At 35.6% G+C, this 16,464-nt stretch carries 18 protein-coding genes and 1 riboswitch; of the genes, 4 read left to right on the forward strand and 14 right to left on the reverse strand.

All coding sequences use genetic code 11. The features are described 5' to 3' along the window. The gene (thiH, locus tag H4K33_RS04625; protein WP_182647303.1) at window positions 1–1,125 is read left to right on the forward strand and encodes a 2-iminoacetate synthase ThiH; all 1,125 of its coding nucleotides are present in this window, start codon (window positions 1–3) and stop codon (window positions 1,123–1,125) included. A gap of 1 nt (window position 1,126) precedes the next feature. Continuing rightward, a complete protein-coding gene (locus H4K33_RS04630; protein ID WP_182647304.1) occupies window positions 1,127–1,837 on the forward strand; it encodes a HesA/MoeB/ThiF family protein in 711 nt (236 codons plus the stop codon). A 15-nt stretch (window positions 1,838–1,852) separates the two neighbouring features. Here H4K33_RS04630 and aat read toward each other — a convergent pair whose 3' ends face one another. Genes aat through H4K33_RS04645 form a run of 3 tightly spaced genes read right to left on the reverse strand, consistent with a single transcriptional unit; the run spans window position 1,853 to window position 3,946 of the window. Further along, entirely contained in the window at window positions 1,853–2,503 is a 651-nt protein-coding gene (gene aat / locus H4K33_RS04635) for a leucyl/phenylalanyl-tRNA--protein transferase (protein WP_182647305.1), read from the reverse strand. A 44-nt stretch (window positions 2,504–2,547) separates the two neighbouring features. Continuing rightward, a complete protein-coding gene (locus H4K33_RS04640; protein ID WP_182647306.1) occupies window positions 2,548–3,051 on the reverse strand; it encodes a DUF3127 domain-containing protein in 504 nt (167 codons plus the stop codon). Between the two features lie 22 nt (window positions 3,052–3,073). Then, window positions 3,074–3,946: a flavin reductase family protein gene (locus H4K33_RS04645; RefSeq protein ID WP_182647307.1), complete on the reverse strand. Its 873-nt coding sequence runs from the start codon at window positions 3,944–3,946 to the stop codon at window positions 3,074–3,076. A gap of 299 nt (window positions 3,947–4,245) precedes the next feature. Between H4K33_RS04645 and H4K33_RS04650 the strand changes: the two genes are divergently transcribed. Next, a complete protein-coding gene (locus H4K33_RS04650) occupies window positions 4,246–5,394 on the forward strand; it encodes a HAMP domain-containing sensor histidine kinase (RefSeq protein ID WP_182647308.1) in 1,149 nt (382 codons plus the stop codon). Window positions 5,395–5,549: 155 nt separating this feature from the next. On the opposite strand, the gene H4K33_RS04655 is transcribed toward H4K33_RS04650, so the two are convergent. Together H4K33_RS04655 and greA are read right to left on the reverse strand one after the other, a co-directional pair. Beyond that, window positions 5,550–5,939, reverse strand: a complete 390-nt coding sequence (locus H4K33_RS04655; protein WP_182647309.1) for an HIT family protein — start codon at window positions 5,937–5,939, stop codon at window positions 5,550–5,552. 18 nt (window positions 5,940–5,957) lie between these two features. Next, on the reverse strand, window positions 5,958–6,434 hold the full coding sequence (gene greA / locus H4K33_RS04660; RefSeq protein ID WP_182647310.1) for a transcription elongation factor GreA: 477 nt from the start codon (window positions 6,432–6,434) through the stop codon (window positions 5,958–5,960). A gap of 157 nt (window positions 6,435–6,591) precedes the next feature. Here greA and H4K33_RS04665 point away from each other — a divergent pair, with 157 nt between their 5' ends. Next, complete coding sequence (locus tag H4K33_RS04665) at window positions 6,592–7,062, forward strand: hypothetical protein (protein ID WP_182647311.1); 471 nt, start codon at window positions 6,592–6,594, stop codon at window positions 7,060–7,062. A 56-nt stretch (window positions 7,063–7,118) separates the two neighbouring features. On the opposite strand, the gene H4K33_RS04670 is transcribed toward H4K33_RS04665, so the two are convergent. The 9 genes from H4K33_RS04670 to H4K33_RS04710 form a co-directional block, all read right to left on the reverse strand. Further along, complete coding sequence (locus H4K33_RS04670; protein ID WP_182647312.1) at window positions 7,119–9,311, reverse strand: TonB-dependent receptor; 2,193 nt, start codon at window positions 9,309–9,311, stop codon at window positions 7,119–7,121. Between the two features lie 71 nt (window positions 9,312–9,382). Then, a riboswitch (TPP riboswitch) is annotated at window positions 9,383–9,472 on the reverse strand. 154 nt (window positions 9,473–9,626) lie between these two features. Beyond that, on the reverse strand, window positions 9,627–10,025 hold the full coding sequence (gene arfB / locus H4K33_RS04675; RefSeq protein WP_182647313.1) for an alternative ribosome rescue aminoacyl-tRNA hydrolase ArfB: 399 nt from the start codon (window positions 10,023–10,025) through the stop codon (window positions 9,627–9,629). Further along, window positions 10,018–10,641, reverse strand: coding sequence for a nicotinamide riboside transporter PnuC (gene pnuC / locus H4K33_RS04680; protein ID WP_182647314.1), 624 nt, complete (start codon window positions 10,639–10,641; stop codon window positions 10,018–10,020). Before pnuC ends, arfB begins: the two co-directional genes overlap by 8 nt. A gap of 60 nt (window positions 10,642–10,701) precedes the next feature. Further along, window positions 10,702–11,409 (reverse strand): Bax inhibitor-1 family protein, encoded by a 708-nt coding sequence (locus tag H4K33_RS04685; RefSeq protein ID WP_182647315.1) that lies wholly within the window; start codon window positions 11,407–11,409, stop codon window positions 10,702–10,704. A 39-nt stretch (window positions 11,410–11,448) separates the two neighbouring features. Continuing rightward, a complete protein-coding gene (locus tag H4K33_RS04690; protein WP_182647316.1) occupies window positions 11,449–12,072 on the reverse strand; it encodes a 4'-phosphopantetheinyl transferase superfamily protein in 624 nt (207 codons plus the stop codon). A gap of 97 nt (window positions 12,073–12,169) precedes the next feature. After that, window positions 12,170–12,661 (reverse strand): hypothetical protein, encoded by a 492-nt coding sequence (locus H4K33_RS04695; protein WP_182647317.1) that lies wholly within the window; start codon window positions 12,659–12,661, stop codon window positions 12,170–12,172. Between the two features lie 66 nt (window positions 12,662–12,727). Continuing rightward, on the reverse strand, window positions 12,728–14,011 hold the full coding sequence (locus H4K33_RS04700) for a DUF4302 domain-containing protein (protein ID WP_182647318.1): 1,284 nt from the start codon (window positions 14,009–14,011) through the stop codon (window positions 12,728–12,730). Window positions 14,012–14,034: 23 nt separating this feature from the next. After that, window positions 14,035–14,913: a substrate import-associated zinc metallohydrolase lipoprotein gene (locus tag H4K33_RS04705; protein ID WP_182647319.1), complete on the reverse strand. Its 879-nt coding sequence runs from the start codon at window positions 14,911–14,913 to the stop codon at window positions 14,035–14,037. 23 nt (window positions 14,914–14,936) lie between these two features. Continuing rightward, window positions 14,937–16,457 (reverse strand): RagB/SusD family nutrient uptake outer membrane protein, encoded by a 1,521-nt coding sequence (locus H4K33_RS04710; protein ID WP_182647320.1) that lies wholly within the window; start codon window positions 16,455–16,457, stop codon window positions 14,937–14,939. Window positions 16,458–16,464: the final 7 nt, after the last annotated feature.

Consider the following 16,464-nt stretch of genomic DNA (forward strand, 5'->3'; position numbering starts at 1 on the left):
ATGACGTTTTACGATATTTATACGACCTATTCCTGGGCATCCATTCAACAACAATTAGACGAAACCACAGCGGCACAAGTCAGACAAAGTTTGTACAAACCGAAGCGAAATCTAACCGATTTCCTCCATCTCATTTCTCCGGCGGCTCGTCCTTTCTTAGAAGAAATGGCCCAAATCAGCCAGCAACTAACCCACAAGCGATTTGGCAAAACCATTCAGCTTTATACTCCCATGTATCTCAGCAATGAATGCCATAACATTTGCACCTACTGTGGTTTTAGCATCGACAATAAAATTCGAAGAAAAACACTAACCTCAATCGAAATTGAGCGAGAAATCAACTTGCTTAAACACCAGGGCTACGATCACATTTTATTGGTAACAGGCGAAGCCAATCACACGGTAAATCTCTCCTACTTTGAACAGGCTATTAAGCAGATTCGTCTTTCATTTTCAACAATATCAATTGAAGTACAACCTTTAGAACAAAATGAGTACGAGGTGTTGGCTCAATTGGGTGTATATGCTGTTTTGGTGTATCAAGAAACCTATCACGAAGCTGTATACAAACAATATCATCTCAAAGGGAAAAAATCCAATTTCCGCTATCGATTAGAAACACCTGATCGAATCGGTCAATCGGGAATTCACAAAATAGGGCTAGGTGTATTGTTAGGTTTGGAAGATTGGCGTGTGGATAGTTTTTTTACCGCTTTACACCTTGATTATTTACAAAAGCGATATTGGAAAACAAAATACTCCATCTCTTTTCCACGCCTACGACCAGCCGAAGGCAATCTACCACCCAATTTTATAATGGAAGATAAAGATTTACTACAGTTAATGTTTGCCTATCGCCTTTGGAATGAAGACGTTGAGCTTTCCATTTCTACCAGAGAAAGCGAGCATTTTCGCAATCACATTATCGGATTGGGCGTTACATCAATGAGTGCAGGTTCAAAAACAAATCCTGGAGGGTACAGTGTGGATCAGGATTCGCTCGCTCAATTTGAAATCTGCGACAACCGCTCTACAGAAGAAATTCATCGCTTAATCAAGTCCAAAGGATATGATCCAATTTGGACAGATTGGCACGCGAGTTATGCTAACTTTTTATTGTCGTAATATGTTAGAAGTACACGATTTTTTACGTTATAGTCGTCCTATGAATTTAAATGAAGTTGGCGTTGAGGGCCAGCTAAAGATTAAAAAGGCAAAGGTATTGGTTGTTGGTGCAGGAGGATTAGGTTCGCCCATTCTCACTTATTTAGCTGCTTCTGGTGTAGGACATTTAGGTATTGTCGATTTCGATCGGGTGGAAATACACAATTTACATCGTCAAATTCTATTTCAAGAAAGCGACATGGGTCAATACAAAGCGATCCTTGCAGCAAACCGTATTACACAGCTTAATCCTCATATAAAGGTAGAAACATACCAAGAGAAATTAACAGCGATTAATATCCAATCTATTTTTGAGTCTTATGATTATATCGTCGATGGAACAGACAACTTCGCGACGCGATACCTTGTCAATGATGCTTGTGTACAATTCAACAAAACATTAATTTATGGAACAATCCTAGGGTTTCAAGGACAATTAGCGGTATTCAATCATCGACAATCCAAAGATCTACGAGCTATATTTCCAGAGCCACCAGATCCGAGTGATGTACCAAATTGTAGTTTGAATGGTGTTTTGGGTACTTTTCCTGGTATTATTGGCACGATGATGGCACAAGAAACACTTAAAGTTATTTTAGATTTAAACCCTTTACACAATCAGTTAGTCATCATAGATACATTCAATTGGAAAATTCAAACGTTAGTCTTTTAGCGTTTGGATTTTCTTTTATTTTGCCTCATATAAATATTCCATATACTGTGCGCGAGGAATTTCAACAGCACCTAATAAATCGAGGTGTGGATTGTATACTTGACAATCTAATAGACGATAATTTTCTTCTTTTAATTTTTGAATCAACCGATGAAAAGCCACTTTACTCGCATTAGAGACCAAAGAGAACATACTTTCACCACAAAAGATTCGTTGACCAATATCCACTCCATATAACCCACCGACAAGTAGTCCGTCTTGCCATACTTCAACGGACTGAGCATATCCCAATTGATGTAGTTCGCAATAAGCTTCTAGCATTTCATCTGTAATCCACGTTCCATTTTGTCCTTGTCTCTTTACCTGTTGGCACTGTTTGATTACCTCTTCAAAACAAGTATTAAAAGTCACTTGAAATAAATTTCTATTCAGAATATTTCGCATACTTTTTGAGGGTTTAAACGATATGGGGTCAACGACCATTCTAGGATTAGGAGCCCACCAGGTGATAGGTTCACCATCTTCGAACCACGGAAAAACACCGTGTCGATAGGCTAAGAGTAACCACTCTGCAGTGAGTGCACCGCCGATGGCTAAAATTCCCGATTCATGTGCCGTTTCAACGGGTGGAAAACTTAAATATTGAGGGTTTAAAATGGCAATCATAGTGAAAAAAAATCCCCAATCAGTAGATTGGGGATATGTATTATTTAGAATGGTAAATCATCGTGATCCTCTTCCGTAAATGACGGTGCTGGAGGGAATTGTGACGTTTGAGGCGCCTGTGGAGCTTGTTGAGCAAACTGGTTTGGTGTTCCTTGATTACCTTGATAATTTTGGTTAAATCCGCCAGCTTGTTGCGCAGGTTGCCCCATAGTTGGTTGTTGCGTATATTGATTTTGCATCGGTTGTCCCATTGGTTGACCCATTCCTTGTGCAGGCATGTTTCTTTCAATTCTCCATCCTTGAATTGTATTGAAGTATCTAACTTCTCCTTGTGGAGATGTCCATTCTCTTCCTCTTAAGTTAATCGATACTTTTACAGGCTCTCCAACTTGAAAGCTATCCAATAAATTTACGCGATCCTGTGTAAACTCGATTAAAATATCTTGTGGATATTGTTCTTCAGTAGTAACCACAACTTCTCTTTTTCTGAAGCTTGAGCTAATATCTTGTGGTTGCCCAATCACCTTAATTCTTCCTATTACTTCCATTATATCTTTTTTTTCCTGATTGTTACTTTGCTACTATCATATTCCAAGCCAAAGGTACATTATTTTCCTCTAAATACTTTTTAGCTAATTGAAATTTCTTTTCCAAATCACCCGAAGCTACGATTTGCTTCGCTTCTGGATTTTGATCTAAAAAAGTCTGTACCTCTTCTGCCGTTGGCAAATGTTCTACATTCCCTAAAATTCCCAAATCATTACCTGAAAAAATGGCACTATCGATAACTTCTTGTGGAATAATATCTACCCCCAGCCCCAAGGTAGTCAATGGTTTTTCAACCTCAAACATCCCTTTATTAGAACGGCTATACCAATTCCCTCCCATACGAGAAACTAAATCAATTTTATGTTGATCAATCCCTCCTTTTTCATTAAGGATTGCCTCATCAATGTGCATTTTAACTACTTCACATATCACAAGATTTCCTGCTCCTCCTTCTGTTCCCAACCCAATAACCTCTTGAACGATACACTCAAATTGCACAGGGCTTTCTTTTACGCGGAATGGTCGAACTTCTTCTGATTCTATCATTGTAAATCCTGCTTTGACGAATTCATTCACTCCGTCTTTATACTCTGTACTTGATAATGAGGTTTGTTGAACCATATCGTAATTAACTACGTTAATCACCACTTGCATCGTTGCCTGAACGTTGAACAAGGTATGTTTACACGTATTATCACGCACACGTCTTGACGGGGAAAATACTAAAATCGGAGGATTAGCACTAAATAAATTAAAAAAGCTAAAGGGCGATAAATTCGGATTTCCATCAGCATCAACTGTACTCGCTAAAGCAATTGGTCTTGGTCCTACAGAACCTTGTAAAAAACCTTGTAACTCAACAGTTGAAATGTCTTTTGGGTTTATTGTTTTCATTTCTATTCTTTCTTTTTCGGTAGAAAAGTAAAGGTAGTAAAAGCAGATCGAACCACAAAAAAACACGATAGACAAACATCGCTTTTAATTGACAATATTTTCTGTTCTTTGGATGCTATGATTCCCCCTCTTTTAAACAAGGAAAAATCCTATTAAAAAAAACTTCACTTCATATGAAAAATTACATTTCACCGTTTATCATATAAAATATCCTTGACGTGAGAATTCAAAAAGCACGTGAGGTAGATTTACAACCCCATTTATTTTAATTATCTTTAATCCTTAAATCAACCATTACTTTGACTATTAAAAGAGAAATCATTCGTTGGACCTTAATTGCGACAGCATTTGTTGTGTTATTGCTTATCCTGTGGAATACCTATTCTTTTTTTCAAACGTATAAAGAAGAAGAGCGAATTAAAATGGAAATTTGGGCTACTGCATCCAACACGTTGAATGAAGCAAATCCGCTAGATACTAATTTAGAATTACCACTATTGATTCTTACCAATAATACCACTATTCCGATTATTCAGACTAACGAACAGGACAGTATTTTGGCTATGGTCAATGTTCCTTTAAAAGTACAACAGGATGAGCATGAAGCCACTTTATTTTTGCGTAAACTAAAAAATGAAAATGCTCCCATTGAAGTTGAAATAGGAAAGAAAAAACAATATTTGTATTATGGAAACTCCTCTTTACTTCTCAAACTAAAATATTATCCACTCGCTTTAATTTTGATTTTTATTTTCTTTACTGTCCTCATTATTATTTTTTACCGCAGTAATAAAATCGCTGTTCAAAATCGGTTATGGACAGGAATGGCAAAAGAAACCGCTCATCAAATCGGAACTCCTTTATCCTCTTTATTGGGGTGGATTGAAATCATGAAATTAGAAGAAGTCAATGCATCTATAGTAGAAGAAATAAGCAAAGATGTAAAACGCTTACAGACCATTGCAGATCGCTTTTCCAAAATTGGTTCTAAACCACAACTAATTCCTCTCGATTTAATTGGAGAGACACGCAAAACGTATACGTACTTTCAACAAAGAGCCTCGAAACAGATTGCGTTTGAATTCACTGCTCCAACGCATGAAATTCCCGTATTTCTCAATCCAGAATTACACAGCTGGACCATTGAAAATTTGATCAAAAATGCCATTGATGCAACTAAAGGAAAGGGGAAAATAGCGGTGACTATTACCGAAACAGATCAATTTGTTCAGTTATTTATTTCAGATACAGGTAGTGGAATCCCTAAAAATAAATTCAAGAAAATATTTGAACCGGGGTATACCTCCAAAAAGAGGGGGTGGGGTTTAGGTCTATCCCTTTCACGTCGTATAGTAGAGGAATATCAAAACGGCAAAATTAGAGTGCATCACTCTGAGATTGGCAAGGGTACCACTTTTGTACTTGTCTATAAGAAAGTGATGGGATAAAAGAGCTTTGTAAGATAATAAGGAACTGTTCTGATGAACAGCATCTCTTTTTAGAATTGAATATCCTATATCTCATTCAAAAAAACAAAAAAGCAGTACAAACGGTTGTTTATACTGCTTTTATTGTTATTTACTATATTCCTTTTAATGGCGGACTATAGATATTGTTGTACTTTTTTTACTACTTCTTCAAACGCTTCAGGACTCAAAGTTTCTTTTTTACTAAAACGAATATCATCCATAGTCTGTAAAGGAATTAAATGGACGTGTACATGTGGTACTTCTAATCCTACAACTGACATTCCTATTCTCTTACATGGAACGGCTTGTTCTAAAGCTTTAGCAATCTTTCTAGAAAATTTCATTAACTCTAGATAATGCTCTTCTTCCATATCGAAAATTTTATTAATCTCTTGCTTAGGGATACATAAAGTATGTCCTTTTGCATTTGGATTAATATCTAAAAAGGCTAAAAACTGATCGTTCTCCGCAATTTTATAGGCTGGAAGTTCTCCATTGATTATTTTAGTGAAAATTGAACTCATACTCACGTTGTTTTAAAGTTAATCTCTTGATATTTCAAGAATCTCAAAATTCATTTGTCCATTAGGTACTTTAATCTCTGCTACTTCACCAACAGATTTTCCTAATAATCCTTTTCCAATAGGAGAAGTTACAGAAATTTTTCCTGCTTTCAAATCAGCTTCACTTTCCGCTACTAACGTATAGGTTAAAATCATTCCATTGGATTGGTTTTTAATTTTAACTGTAGAAAGCACTAATGCTTTTGATTCGTCTAGTTGAGACTCATCAATAATTCTTGCACTAGCCACTACCTCTTCCATTTTAGCAATTTTAAGTTCCAGTAACCCCTGTGCTTCTTTTGCAGCATCATACTCCGCATTCTCCGATAAATCCCCTTTGTCTCTTGCATCAGCAATTGCTTGTGATGCTTTTGGACGCTCTACACTTTTTAACTGCTCTAATTCATCCTTTAGCTTTTTCAGCCCCTCAGCAGTGTAATACGAAATTTTACTCATAATTAACTGGTTTATATAAATAGAAAAAATCCCATGAAACGGGATTTTCTGGTGCGTAAAAATATTTTTATTATTTATTTAAAATAAATTATCTATTCTCGTAAGGTTTACATGTCAAAGTTAATTAATTAAATTTGTTTTACAAATAATTTATGTGATGAAAAATATTTTATTCTTAACCTTTGTGCTATTATTTGCCCTAGGTTGTTCTAACGATAGCAATAGATCCTCTAACCCGTATTTGCCCAACCAGAATGTAAATTTGAGAATTCCGCTAGTATTGGCGAATAATTTAACTCAACCAGGAGGCGTACACGTTGATCGATCTGCACAAGCGGGAATCTCTGGTGTAGCCATCTATTCTCGAGATGGCTTAAACGAATACTATGCATACGAATTAACATGTCCGAATCACAGAATACAAGCTGATGGTTCTTCAATCTTAATCCAAGACCCCAAAAGGCCTTCTTTCTTTTACTGCAATGCTACACAATTACACGAAGGAGAAAAAGTGTATTACAGCATAGACCTTGGTTTTTGGGGTCGACCTGTAGATAAAAAGCTAGAGTATACATTAAAATCTTATCCTGTAACACGAGAAGGTGAAACCATTGTTGTTCGTTACTAAGAGCTTACAATAGAAAAACGCCCAAACAAAAAAAAAGTTTGGGCGTTTTTTATACCTTAAAATTTCAACGTCAATCCGGCTAAAATATTAAACGTTGCTTGTGGATAATAACCAGCTCCATCAATCATAACCATTTTATTTTGTTCCCCTTCAACATAATCTGACCAATAATATCCGTTAGAAATGTAATTGACATCAAAGATATTGTTAGCTAAGACCGATACTGCGATACTCTTAAACCACTTCTTCACTGGAAACTCATAGCTTAGATTTACATCATTAACAAAGTACGAATCGAGTTTGGAGTTTTTCGTTTCGATGTTTGACATATACTGTTCGCCAACAAATTTTGTTAATAACGATATACTCATCCCCTCCATTGGCATATAAGTCAAGGCATTCGAAGCTATGAAATCAGGAGAAAAAGCAATTGATTTTGTTCCAAAATACTGCATTTCACCCTCCCATAAGTAATATAAATCTTTATTCTTATTCGAGCTTATGGTAACACTTGGATTCCAATATAATTTTTCCATCAATTTTACATTCGCGTCAATTTCAATTCCAAAACGGTAACTATCTTCGATATTTTCGCGCACCGATGCTCCAACATCATTTAGCTCCCCTGTCAATACCAATTGATCTTTGTACTTCATGTAAAATGCATTGACATTAATAGCTGCATTTGGTGTATTAAATCTCCATCCTAGTTCAAAATCATCTAATTTTTCAGCCTTAGGCATGTGTGTTTTACGCCCTTCATAATCATTTCGGTTGGGTTCTTTATTCGCTCTAGCATAAGAGAAATACAGTTGATTTTCATCATTTACTTGAAAAGTCACTCCTGCTTTTGGATTCAAAAAGTTGAATTTATCATTGACTAACCCCGTATCTAATCCATTGGCTTCATACGTTACTCTTCGGTATTGCATATCACCGTATAAACTCCATTGGTCTGCAAATTGCCAGGTCGCTTTAGCAAAGAAATTCACATCAGTTTTCACTGCATGATCGCGATAATACTCCTGTTTATAATCAAATTTCACAGGCTGTTTAGCCCACAGCAAGGTTCCGAAGTGATCTCCTTCATATTTATTCGCTCCACCTCCTAAGACAACTTGCAAGGTCTCCGTTTTATAGTTTGCATTAAACACCATCCCGTAGAAGTGGTTGTCTAACGCTTTACGGCGAATTAAATCAGTTTGATTCACTTCTTCACCATTAACAACAATAGGATCCAATCCATAGTCAATGAATGCTTGTTTTCTTTTGTAATTTTCGTAATAGCCATAACCTTTAGTATAGTGAAGAGAGACATTTGAGCTCCATAGTTCTGACCATTGTTCGCTCCAGTGGAGTTGATAGTGATCTTGCTTATAATTATCCGTTTCATTGTTGTAAAACAGGGTATTTCCTTGATCATCTTTATACTTCCCTGCTGGATTATAGCGTCTTCCGTATTCGTCCATTTCTTCTTGTGTCACTCCGTTCCACGCTTGATACGTTTTTTGCTTACCACCAAAAACCAATGCTTTGATCAATGAGGTATTACCAACATAAACTCCTTGTAAGAAATACGATTTTAGATCCGCTGATGCGCGATCAACATAACCATCTGAATGCACATCCGAGAGACGTCCAGCGATTTCAAATTTATCGTCAATCAGCCCTGTACTAAATTTTACTGTTGATTTTCGCGTGTTATAACTACCGAAAGAGTTTGCAATTTCACCTGTTGCCTCTTGGGAATAATCATCGGTTTTCAGGTTTAAACTCGCACCGAAAGCTCCTGCACCGTTAGTTGATGTTCCGACACCGCGTTGTAATTGCAAGTTTTGAACAGAAGAACCAAAATCGGGCATATTCACCCAAAAAGAGCCGTGAGATTCTCCGTCGTTATACGGAATTCCGTTTAAGGTTACATTGACGCGAGTAGCATCAGATCCGCGTACTCTAAAGCTTGTATACCCAATTCCATTTCCCGCATCAGTTGTAGTAACAACCGAGGTCATATTACCCATTAAAACAGGGATGTCCTGTCCTAAATTGCGTTTTGCTACTTGTTTTTTCGATAAATTTTCGTAGGCAATCGGCGATTTCTCATCCACGCGCACTGCTGATACAACAATTTCGTTTAACGCCGTTTTTTGGATGGAATCTTGTGCAGTTTTGTGTTGTGCCAAACTAGGTATTACAGCACCTAAACACAAGCTGAAGATAAATAATGAATTTACAGTTACTTTTTTCATTCGTAAAAATACTTTCACAAATAAAAGGGGCAATTATTGTTTGATTAATAATTACACTTTCCCATGCATAGTAGTGACTTGCATTGTTTCCCTTGGCAGCATTACCTGCCCAGGTTCTACGGGTATGATCTCAGCCTGTATAGGCACCCCTTTGAGATTTGAACTGCAAATATAGACAGTATTATTTAGAATAAAAACAACTGAATGGAGCAATACGATCAAATATTTACTTCCAATCAAAAAGAAAGAACAACAGCTTAAAAAGACATAACAATGTAGTTTTGTTCTACTTCAAATACATTCTTTCTGAATAAGCTACATAATTCGCTTTCTCAAGCTTTTCTTTAAGGATAATTTTTTATTGCTTTCTTGGTTTTTACGACGGACACTTTTAGGCACCTTTGTTTCTTTTCTAATCTTCTGTTGTACTAACGCAACTTTAATTAGCGCTAAAAGCTTCTGTATGACAATTTCTTTATTCTTTACTTGGCTTCTCGTGTCTTCGGCACTCAAAATAATCAAGCCTTCTTTAGACAAGTAGTTTGCCAATTTCTTTTCTACCCTACTTTTTTCTTCTGAATTCAATAGTGATGATTCGACTAAATTCCAAAACACCACTACTTTAGACGATACTTTATTGACGTTTTGGCCGCCAGCACCGCTACTACGCACAGCTTTAAATTCAAGCTCTTTGATCAATTCTTGTTTATCCATTACTTGTTTCTGTCTTTAAAATTTTATACCATGAAATATAGGCTTGAATCACCAATACCGTAAAGATAATAAACTGAATGGCTAAAATTCCCAATCCACGATATGCATATAGAGGAACAGAAATCACATTGCCAATCAACCACATGGTCCAATTCTCTATCTTTTTTAGGGCCATATAATACATCCCCAAAAAGAAAACACCTGAGGTAAAGATATCGATATAATTTTCTGGAGCGATTGGGGTATCTGTTACCCGGTAAACACCATATACGAGAGCAATTGTCACAACAAATACGACAAGGCCAACTCCCTTTTCTCTCTGATTCGTCCGGCTGATCTTTACAACCTGATCCCCTCCTTTCATTCTCGACCAATTGTACCACCCATACAGGCTCATACAAGAGTAATAGGCATTGAGGATCATATCGCCGAGATAACCCGCTAAATAGAGCAAATAAACAGTAATAACCGTTGCGATTAACCCCGTTGGGTAAACTAGAATATTTTCTCTTCCAGCATACCAAACACTCAAAATACCAAAAACAAAGACAATACTCTCTAATCCAATATTGAGCCAGCTCGTATCGCGATAAGCGCCAAAGAAAAATTCAATCATCTGCTATACGATAAAAAAAGCCATACGGTTGGTATGGCTTTTCGATATACATTATTTTACTTAGTTATTTCTACTCATTAAAATTCTAAGGATATACCAGAATAACAACATTAACGAAGCAAACAAACTCAGTGCAGCAGGTATATATTGATCTGCAGCATATTCGTTTTTAATTTGCCATGTTGAATACAAAATTGAACCTGACGCTAAAGCTACCATAGCTAAAGAGAACCAAAGTCCTAAATCAAATCCAAACAACATTCCTGCAACGATTGTACCTAAAGCTAGGAAAAAACCAATGGTTAGGATCGAACGCATAAAAGAGAAGTTTGCATTTGAACCAAATACTACTCCAGTAAGTCCTAAGAACAAAGCTAAAGTAAGTACACCTGCTTGAACAATAAGTGAAGAATCACCCGTCATACTCAATGCGATATACAAAATTGGAACAAACAAGAATGCTTCTGCTAATACGTATAGCATAAAACCAGCGTATTGTTGCGGTTTATTTGCTGTTTTATAGGTAAGGCTTTGTGCAAACCACGTAACTCCCATAAACGCTCCTAAAATAATTAGCCACGAGAATTTACTCGTTGATAACAGTTGAAGCATCCCGTTAACGATAAAAGGAGTATTCAATAAAATAGTTTCAAAAACAATAAACGCAAGTACTCCTAAAGCTAAGTTTCCATACGTTCGACGATAAAATTGTGCTTTCACTGCATCCGATTCGTGAGCAACAGCATAAATAGGTTGATTATCTTCCATACTACTAATTTTTGGTGCAATTTACAAAAAACTGCGCAATTATACTTTTCTTTTTCCGCTACTAACAATAAGTACATATCCTTCTAATTCGAACGATTGATAAGAGAACGAAGCAACGAAATCTCCTTTGCGGATTTGAGCTTCTTTTACAACTAGATCAACATTCATATCTTGCGCAAAACTCAAGCTTCTCGAATTACACATTTTATAGAGAGCCTCTTTCACAGACCATATTTCAGTAAAGTAATCCCTTTCCGCTGACACATCGGTTGGCGCTAATTTCAATTCGTTGTTGTTGCAAAATTTATTTTTAAGTCGAACAACTTTATCGCGTTTGTATTCGATATCGATCCCAATATTTTCTTCGCTGATCGCCACTAAAGCATAGTCAAACGAATGTGAGATTGAAATATAGTGTCCCGAACGCAAACTTGGCTTGCCCTTTTCGTCATAGATTAAGTCATCATCGTTCATTCCGATTTGCTTCAAAACCTGACGCACAGCAAAAAAAGCTTTTTGATGCTGTTCAATCTTTTTTTTCTCTAAACGCTTTTGGCTTTCCTCTGATAAAGTAAGACCTTGTTGGAGCTGTATCAACGATTCTGTGATATGCCAAACATATACAGTTCCCTTTTCTACAGCTATTTCTTTTACTACTCCCATAACTATAAAGTCAGCGTAAACGTCCTGACTACGAATGAGTACAAAAATACGATAATGTTGGAAACAAAAAAAAGAGCCGCTTTAGCGACTCTTTTTATTATTTCACACGTTGATAGTGTACTCTGACACGCATATTAACCGTGGTAGATCCATTTTCCCCAACTAAATTAGGCACTTGACGACTAACAGTTCCTTCAAGAATCATTCCTGCATCATCAATAGAGGCAATAATATACTCTTGTCTTACTTCGCCATTATCGATTACTAATCTGCGGTGATCCATCATTTTCCAACGATATGCATCTGGCATATAACGCGTATTACAATCATCTGTATCAAGATCAAGATAGTAAGCTAGATAATTAATAGAATTAGAAGGAAGAAAATCTAAAACGTCATATTCACAATGTTCAGCTGCTTTTAGACTAACAGTTTCTACAAGCTTATTTCCTTCAAAGCGTTCTTCTTTAATTAACAACCACTTTCCGTAAAGTTGATCATCAAAGCTTTTCCCTTTATTCGAATCATCGCTTTTTGAACAACCGAAAACGAATAGCAATGAAAATAACCAAAATATTTGTTTCATCATTCATTCAATTTTAAAAGATAAAAGAGGGAAATTTCCCTCTTTTACTATTTTGGATTTAAATTAATCTTAGAATTTATATGTATCCATTACTACTCCACCACAATATACAGTCACAACTTTATTTGTGTACTTAACATTATAGCTTTGTTCTTTTAACATTAAATCACCGTAACCGAATAATTCATCGTTTAATTCCTTAATGTTATTTGGCACATTTGACGTTGCCCAACTACCATTTGACATTTTTCCAGACTTACCAGTATCTGTCAATCTAGCAATATAAGTATAATTCCCATTTGGTGTTTGGTATTCAATTTCAACCTTATTGTTTCCAAATTCAAATTGGATACGATCAAGAGTAATTGGTGTAATTAATCTAAGGAATTTCTCAGAATTACTAGGAGTACTCATTAAGTGTTCTTTGATAAATCCTATAGTCGTAGTTCCATTAGCAAACATATAGTTTTTATATTCATTCGTCCACACCTCAGGATATTTTACATTTTTAATCTTAACTGCAGTACCTGAACCATTTGAAGAAACAAATTCTTTTGTACTTTCATTCCAATTAAACTCACTGAACTGTTCACCGTCTACATCAATTGCAGGCTGAACATATAGTCCTGTGTTTGTAAATCCAATTCCTACACCTTTTTTTCCAGGTATTAAATCTTGTGAATCACCATCGTTGAATTCTAAAAATCTCAATACTCCAGAATAAGTAGCATCATATTTAGTAACAACTCCTCCTTTATCAACTTCTAAGCTTCTAAAAATAGGATCATCTTCGTTCCCAATGTTTTTAATTGCTGTTTTTCTGTCTTCAAAGTTTTTCCAATCTTCGCTAGTAGCACGAACAAAACTCATATTTTTCTTAATGTCTCTTGTACCTTTAAAGAAAATAGAATTTTCATCATGTCCATAGTATCTGTACTGGAACTCACCTTCAAAACCTTTAGCGATTCTAAGGGCAGATTTAGTAGGATCAGATAATTCATGAATCCAACTTCTGTCAACAAAAACTAAACTTGTCGTTCCTCTCAATTGAATTTCATATTCTGTTCTCCAAGCCTTGAAACCTTCATCTGCGTGATCAGAAACCATAGTAACATGACCGTCTTCCTCAAAAGTCATTAAGAAGGTAAAACCACCTAATGCAGATTCTTGAGTAAAATATTGGAATTTCCAACCATCTTTAGCACCTACTAAAAGGTCTTTTAATTCTTTTGCTTGTTCTTGTTCGCGTTCAATAGGATTCTGTGAAAACACACTGTCATCACTTTTACAAGAAACAACAGCTCCTGAAATCAAAAGAGATAATACTCCTATATTCAATAATCTTTTCATCATAATTTCTAATTTATAACTCTATATTAAAAATTCCCATTTAGAACATCATTTGTATTCTGTTCAGCACGATCTCTTAATTCCCAGAAATCCGTTCCTACGTGTTCTTGATAGTAAGATACAACTAAATCAACTTTAGCAAGGATATCAGCTTTAGCACTTGGAGATTTAATTCCTGCTAAAAATTCTTCCCACTCCACTTTCGTTTTCATTAAGATAAATGAAGCTGTTTCAGCGAAATCCTCATCATAATTAGAACGAGCATAAGAAGTTACAAAACCTACTTCATTTGATTCCTCATCATCGTACAAGTACCAAGAACTTGTATATAACCCCCCTCTAGAAATTGCAGCCCATGCAACACGGTCAAAATCTTTAGTTTGGTTAAGAATGTGAACATACTCATGTTGTACTGTATGCACAAACTGACGAATACTTGCTAAATCATCATGTTTAACATAATCTGTATTAAACAATGTGATACGAGCACCACCACCTGCTTCTCCTAAAGTGATTGTATTATCATTATTTACGTTATAACTACCGATTAGGTGAAACTGTCTAGGAGCAATTCTCTTCACTAGCTTGTCACCTTCTTTCGCAGCCTGAGCATAACTATCTAACCAAATTTTCTTTACCATTTGAAGAGCTGGTTTAACATTTTCTTGCTTAGGAGGGAATAACACTTTATCGTAGTAACCGAACGCTTGGTTCCACTTGTAAGTGGCAGCAATATTATATGTCACAGTGTAGTTATCGTAAATCCATTGATCTAACTCATTTCTATTTTCAGCAGATAGATCAAACCCACTTGGGCCAAGGTCATTATCATTTTCACACCCTACTAAAGCAAGCCCTACAAGTGATAAAAAACCTATTTTCTTTAAATTTTTATATAAATTCATAAGAATCTCTTTTTAATTAATTATTATCGCGGATTAGCTTCTAAACCATTTGAAATAGCCATGTCAGGTAACTGAATTTGACGACGATAATCGTCTTTTTTCAAAATTTCCTCTCTTGCACTACCTGCAATATTATAGTGAGTAACCTCAATATTAAAACGTTTAACGTCAAACCAACGTTGTCCTTCTAAGTTAGAGTCTCTTCTTCTTAAATCTACTAGAAAATCTAAGTACGCTTTTTGTGAACTAGATAAATTAGCAGCGTAAAATGGTTCCGTATTTTCAGTTGGAACATAATCCAAAATCATCTTCTCTGTAACCTTTCTTGAAGCCGTATCTTCTAAAGTATGTTTCTTCACCCAAGTATTGATCATTGTTAAAGCATCACCTAACTGATTTGCACCAATTAAAGCTTCAATACGATCCAAATACAACATATCATTTGAGAACAATACAATATTTGTATATCTATATCCTGTTTGATTTGTTGGATCCGTAACCTCAAAAGTTCTATTGAATTTACCTAAACCAATAAACATTTTACTACCTGTATAACCATACTCACCGTAATTCCATTGTTTTTTATATGGATGTGAATCACCGCTAAATAAATATTCTGTAGCAGCTTTTGTAGTGAATGAATATCTATATCCTGTATTATATGCAATACCAGACATAACACTCGCAACTAATAAATTACTCACTGTTTCCGCTTTTGCATATTCTACTTGCGTAATATCAGGACCAATTGACTGATAATAATTGTAATCACGTAAAGACGAACCGTCTAATTTCAAATCTGCGCTATACTCTAGTGCTTTATTGAAATCTCCTTTAAATACATAAAACTTAGTAGCAAACGCTTTAGCAGATGCTGGAGTAAAGTGATATTTTGAAGTTGCATTAGAACGTTCTAAAAACTTAATCAAGCTCATTCCTTCTTCAATATCAGCCTCAATCATGTCATATACTTCTTGAACTGTATTTCTCTCGTATTTTGGTAGCAATTCTTTTTCAACTACCTTCATATAAGGAACACCTAAATCACTAGAAGCTGTTACAGGATCATAGGCTTTACCAAATAAATTAACTAGCATAAAATGTGCATAGGCTCTTGCGATTAAAGCTTCACCCATATAACCTTTTAACTTTTTTAATTCAGCTGTTTTGCCTTTAGCCTCTAAATCTTCAATAAGCTCTAAAGCCGCCTCATAAGCTGTATTAGCTTGTGATATAGCATTATAAGAAGAAAACCAATAATATGAAGGTGAATCTTGAGATTCTGAACGAATATTTTCCCAAAAAAACGCTTCCGTATTTGATAAGTTCTCTAAAGTAATATTTTCACTATCTACAGCATTGTCACTCATGATATTAGCAAACTCATAATGAGTTCCTTTTGCATAAGCCAAAGTCACAACCTCACCAACTTTATCAACAGAATCAATTTTTGTTCTATTATCTGGTGCTTCATCTAAGAAGCCACTACAGTTAACAAAAAACAATCCTATTAATAATCCTATTCCAATATTTATTTTTTTCATAATCTAA

Origin of the sequence: Myroides sp. WP-1 (genome assembly GCF_014145635.1) — a bacterium.
Taxonomy (GTDB): domain Bacteria; phylum Bacteroidota; class Bacteroidia; order Flavobacteriales; family Flavobacteriaceae; genus Flavobacterium.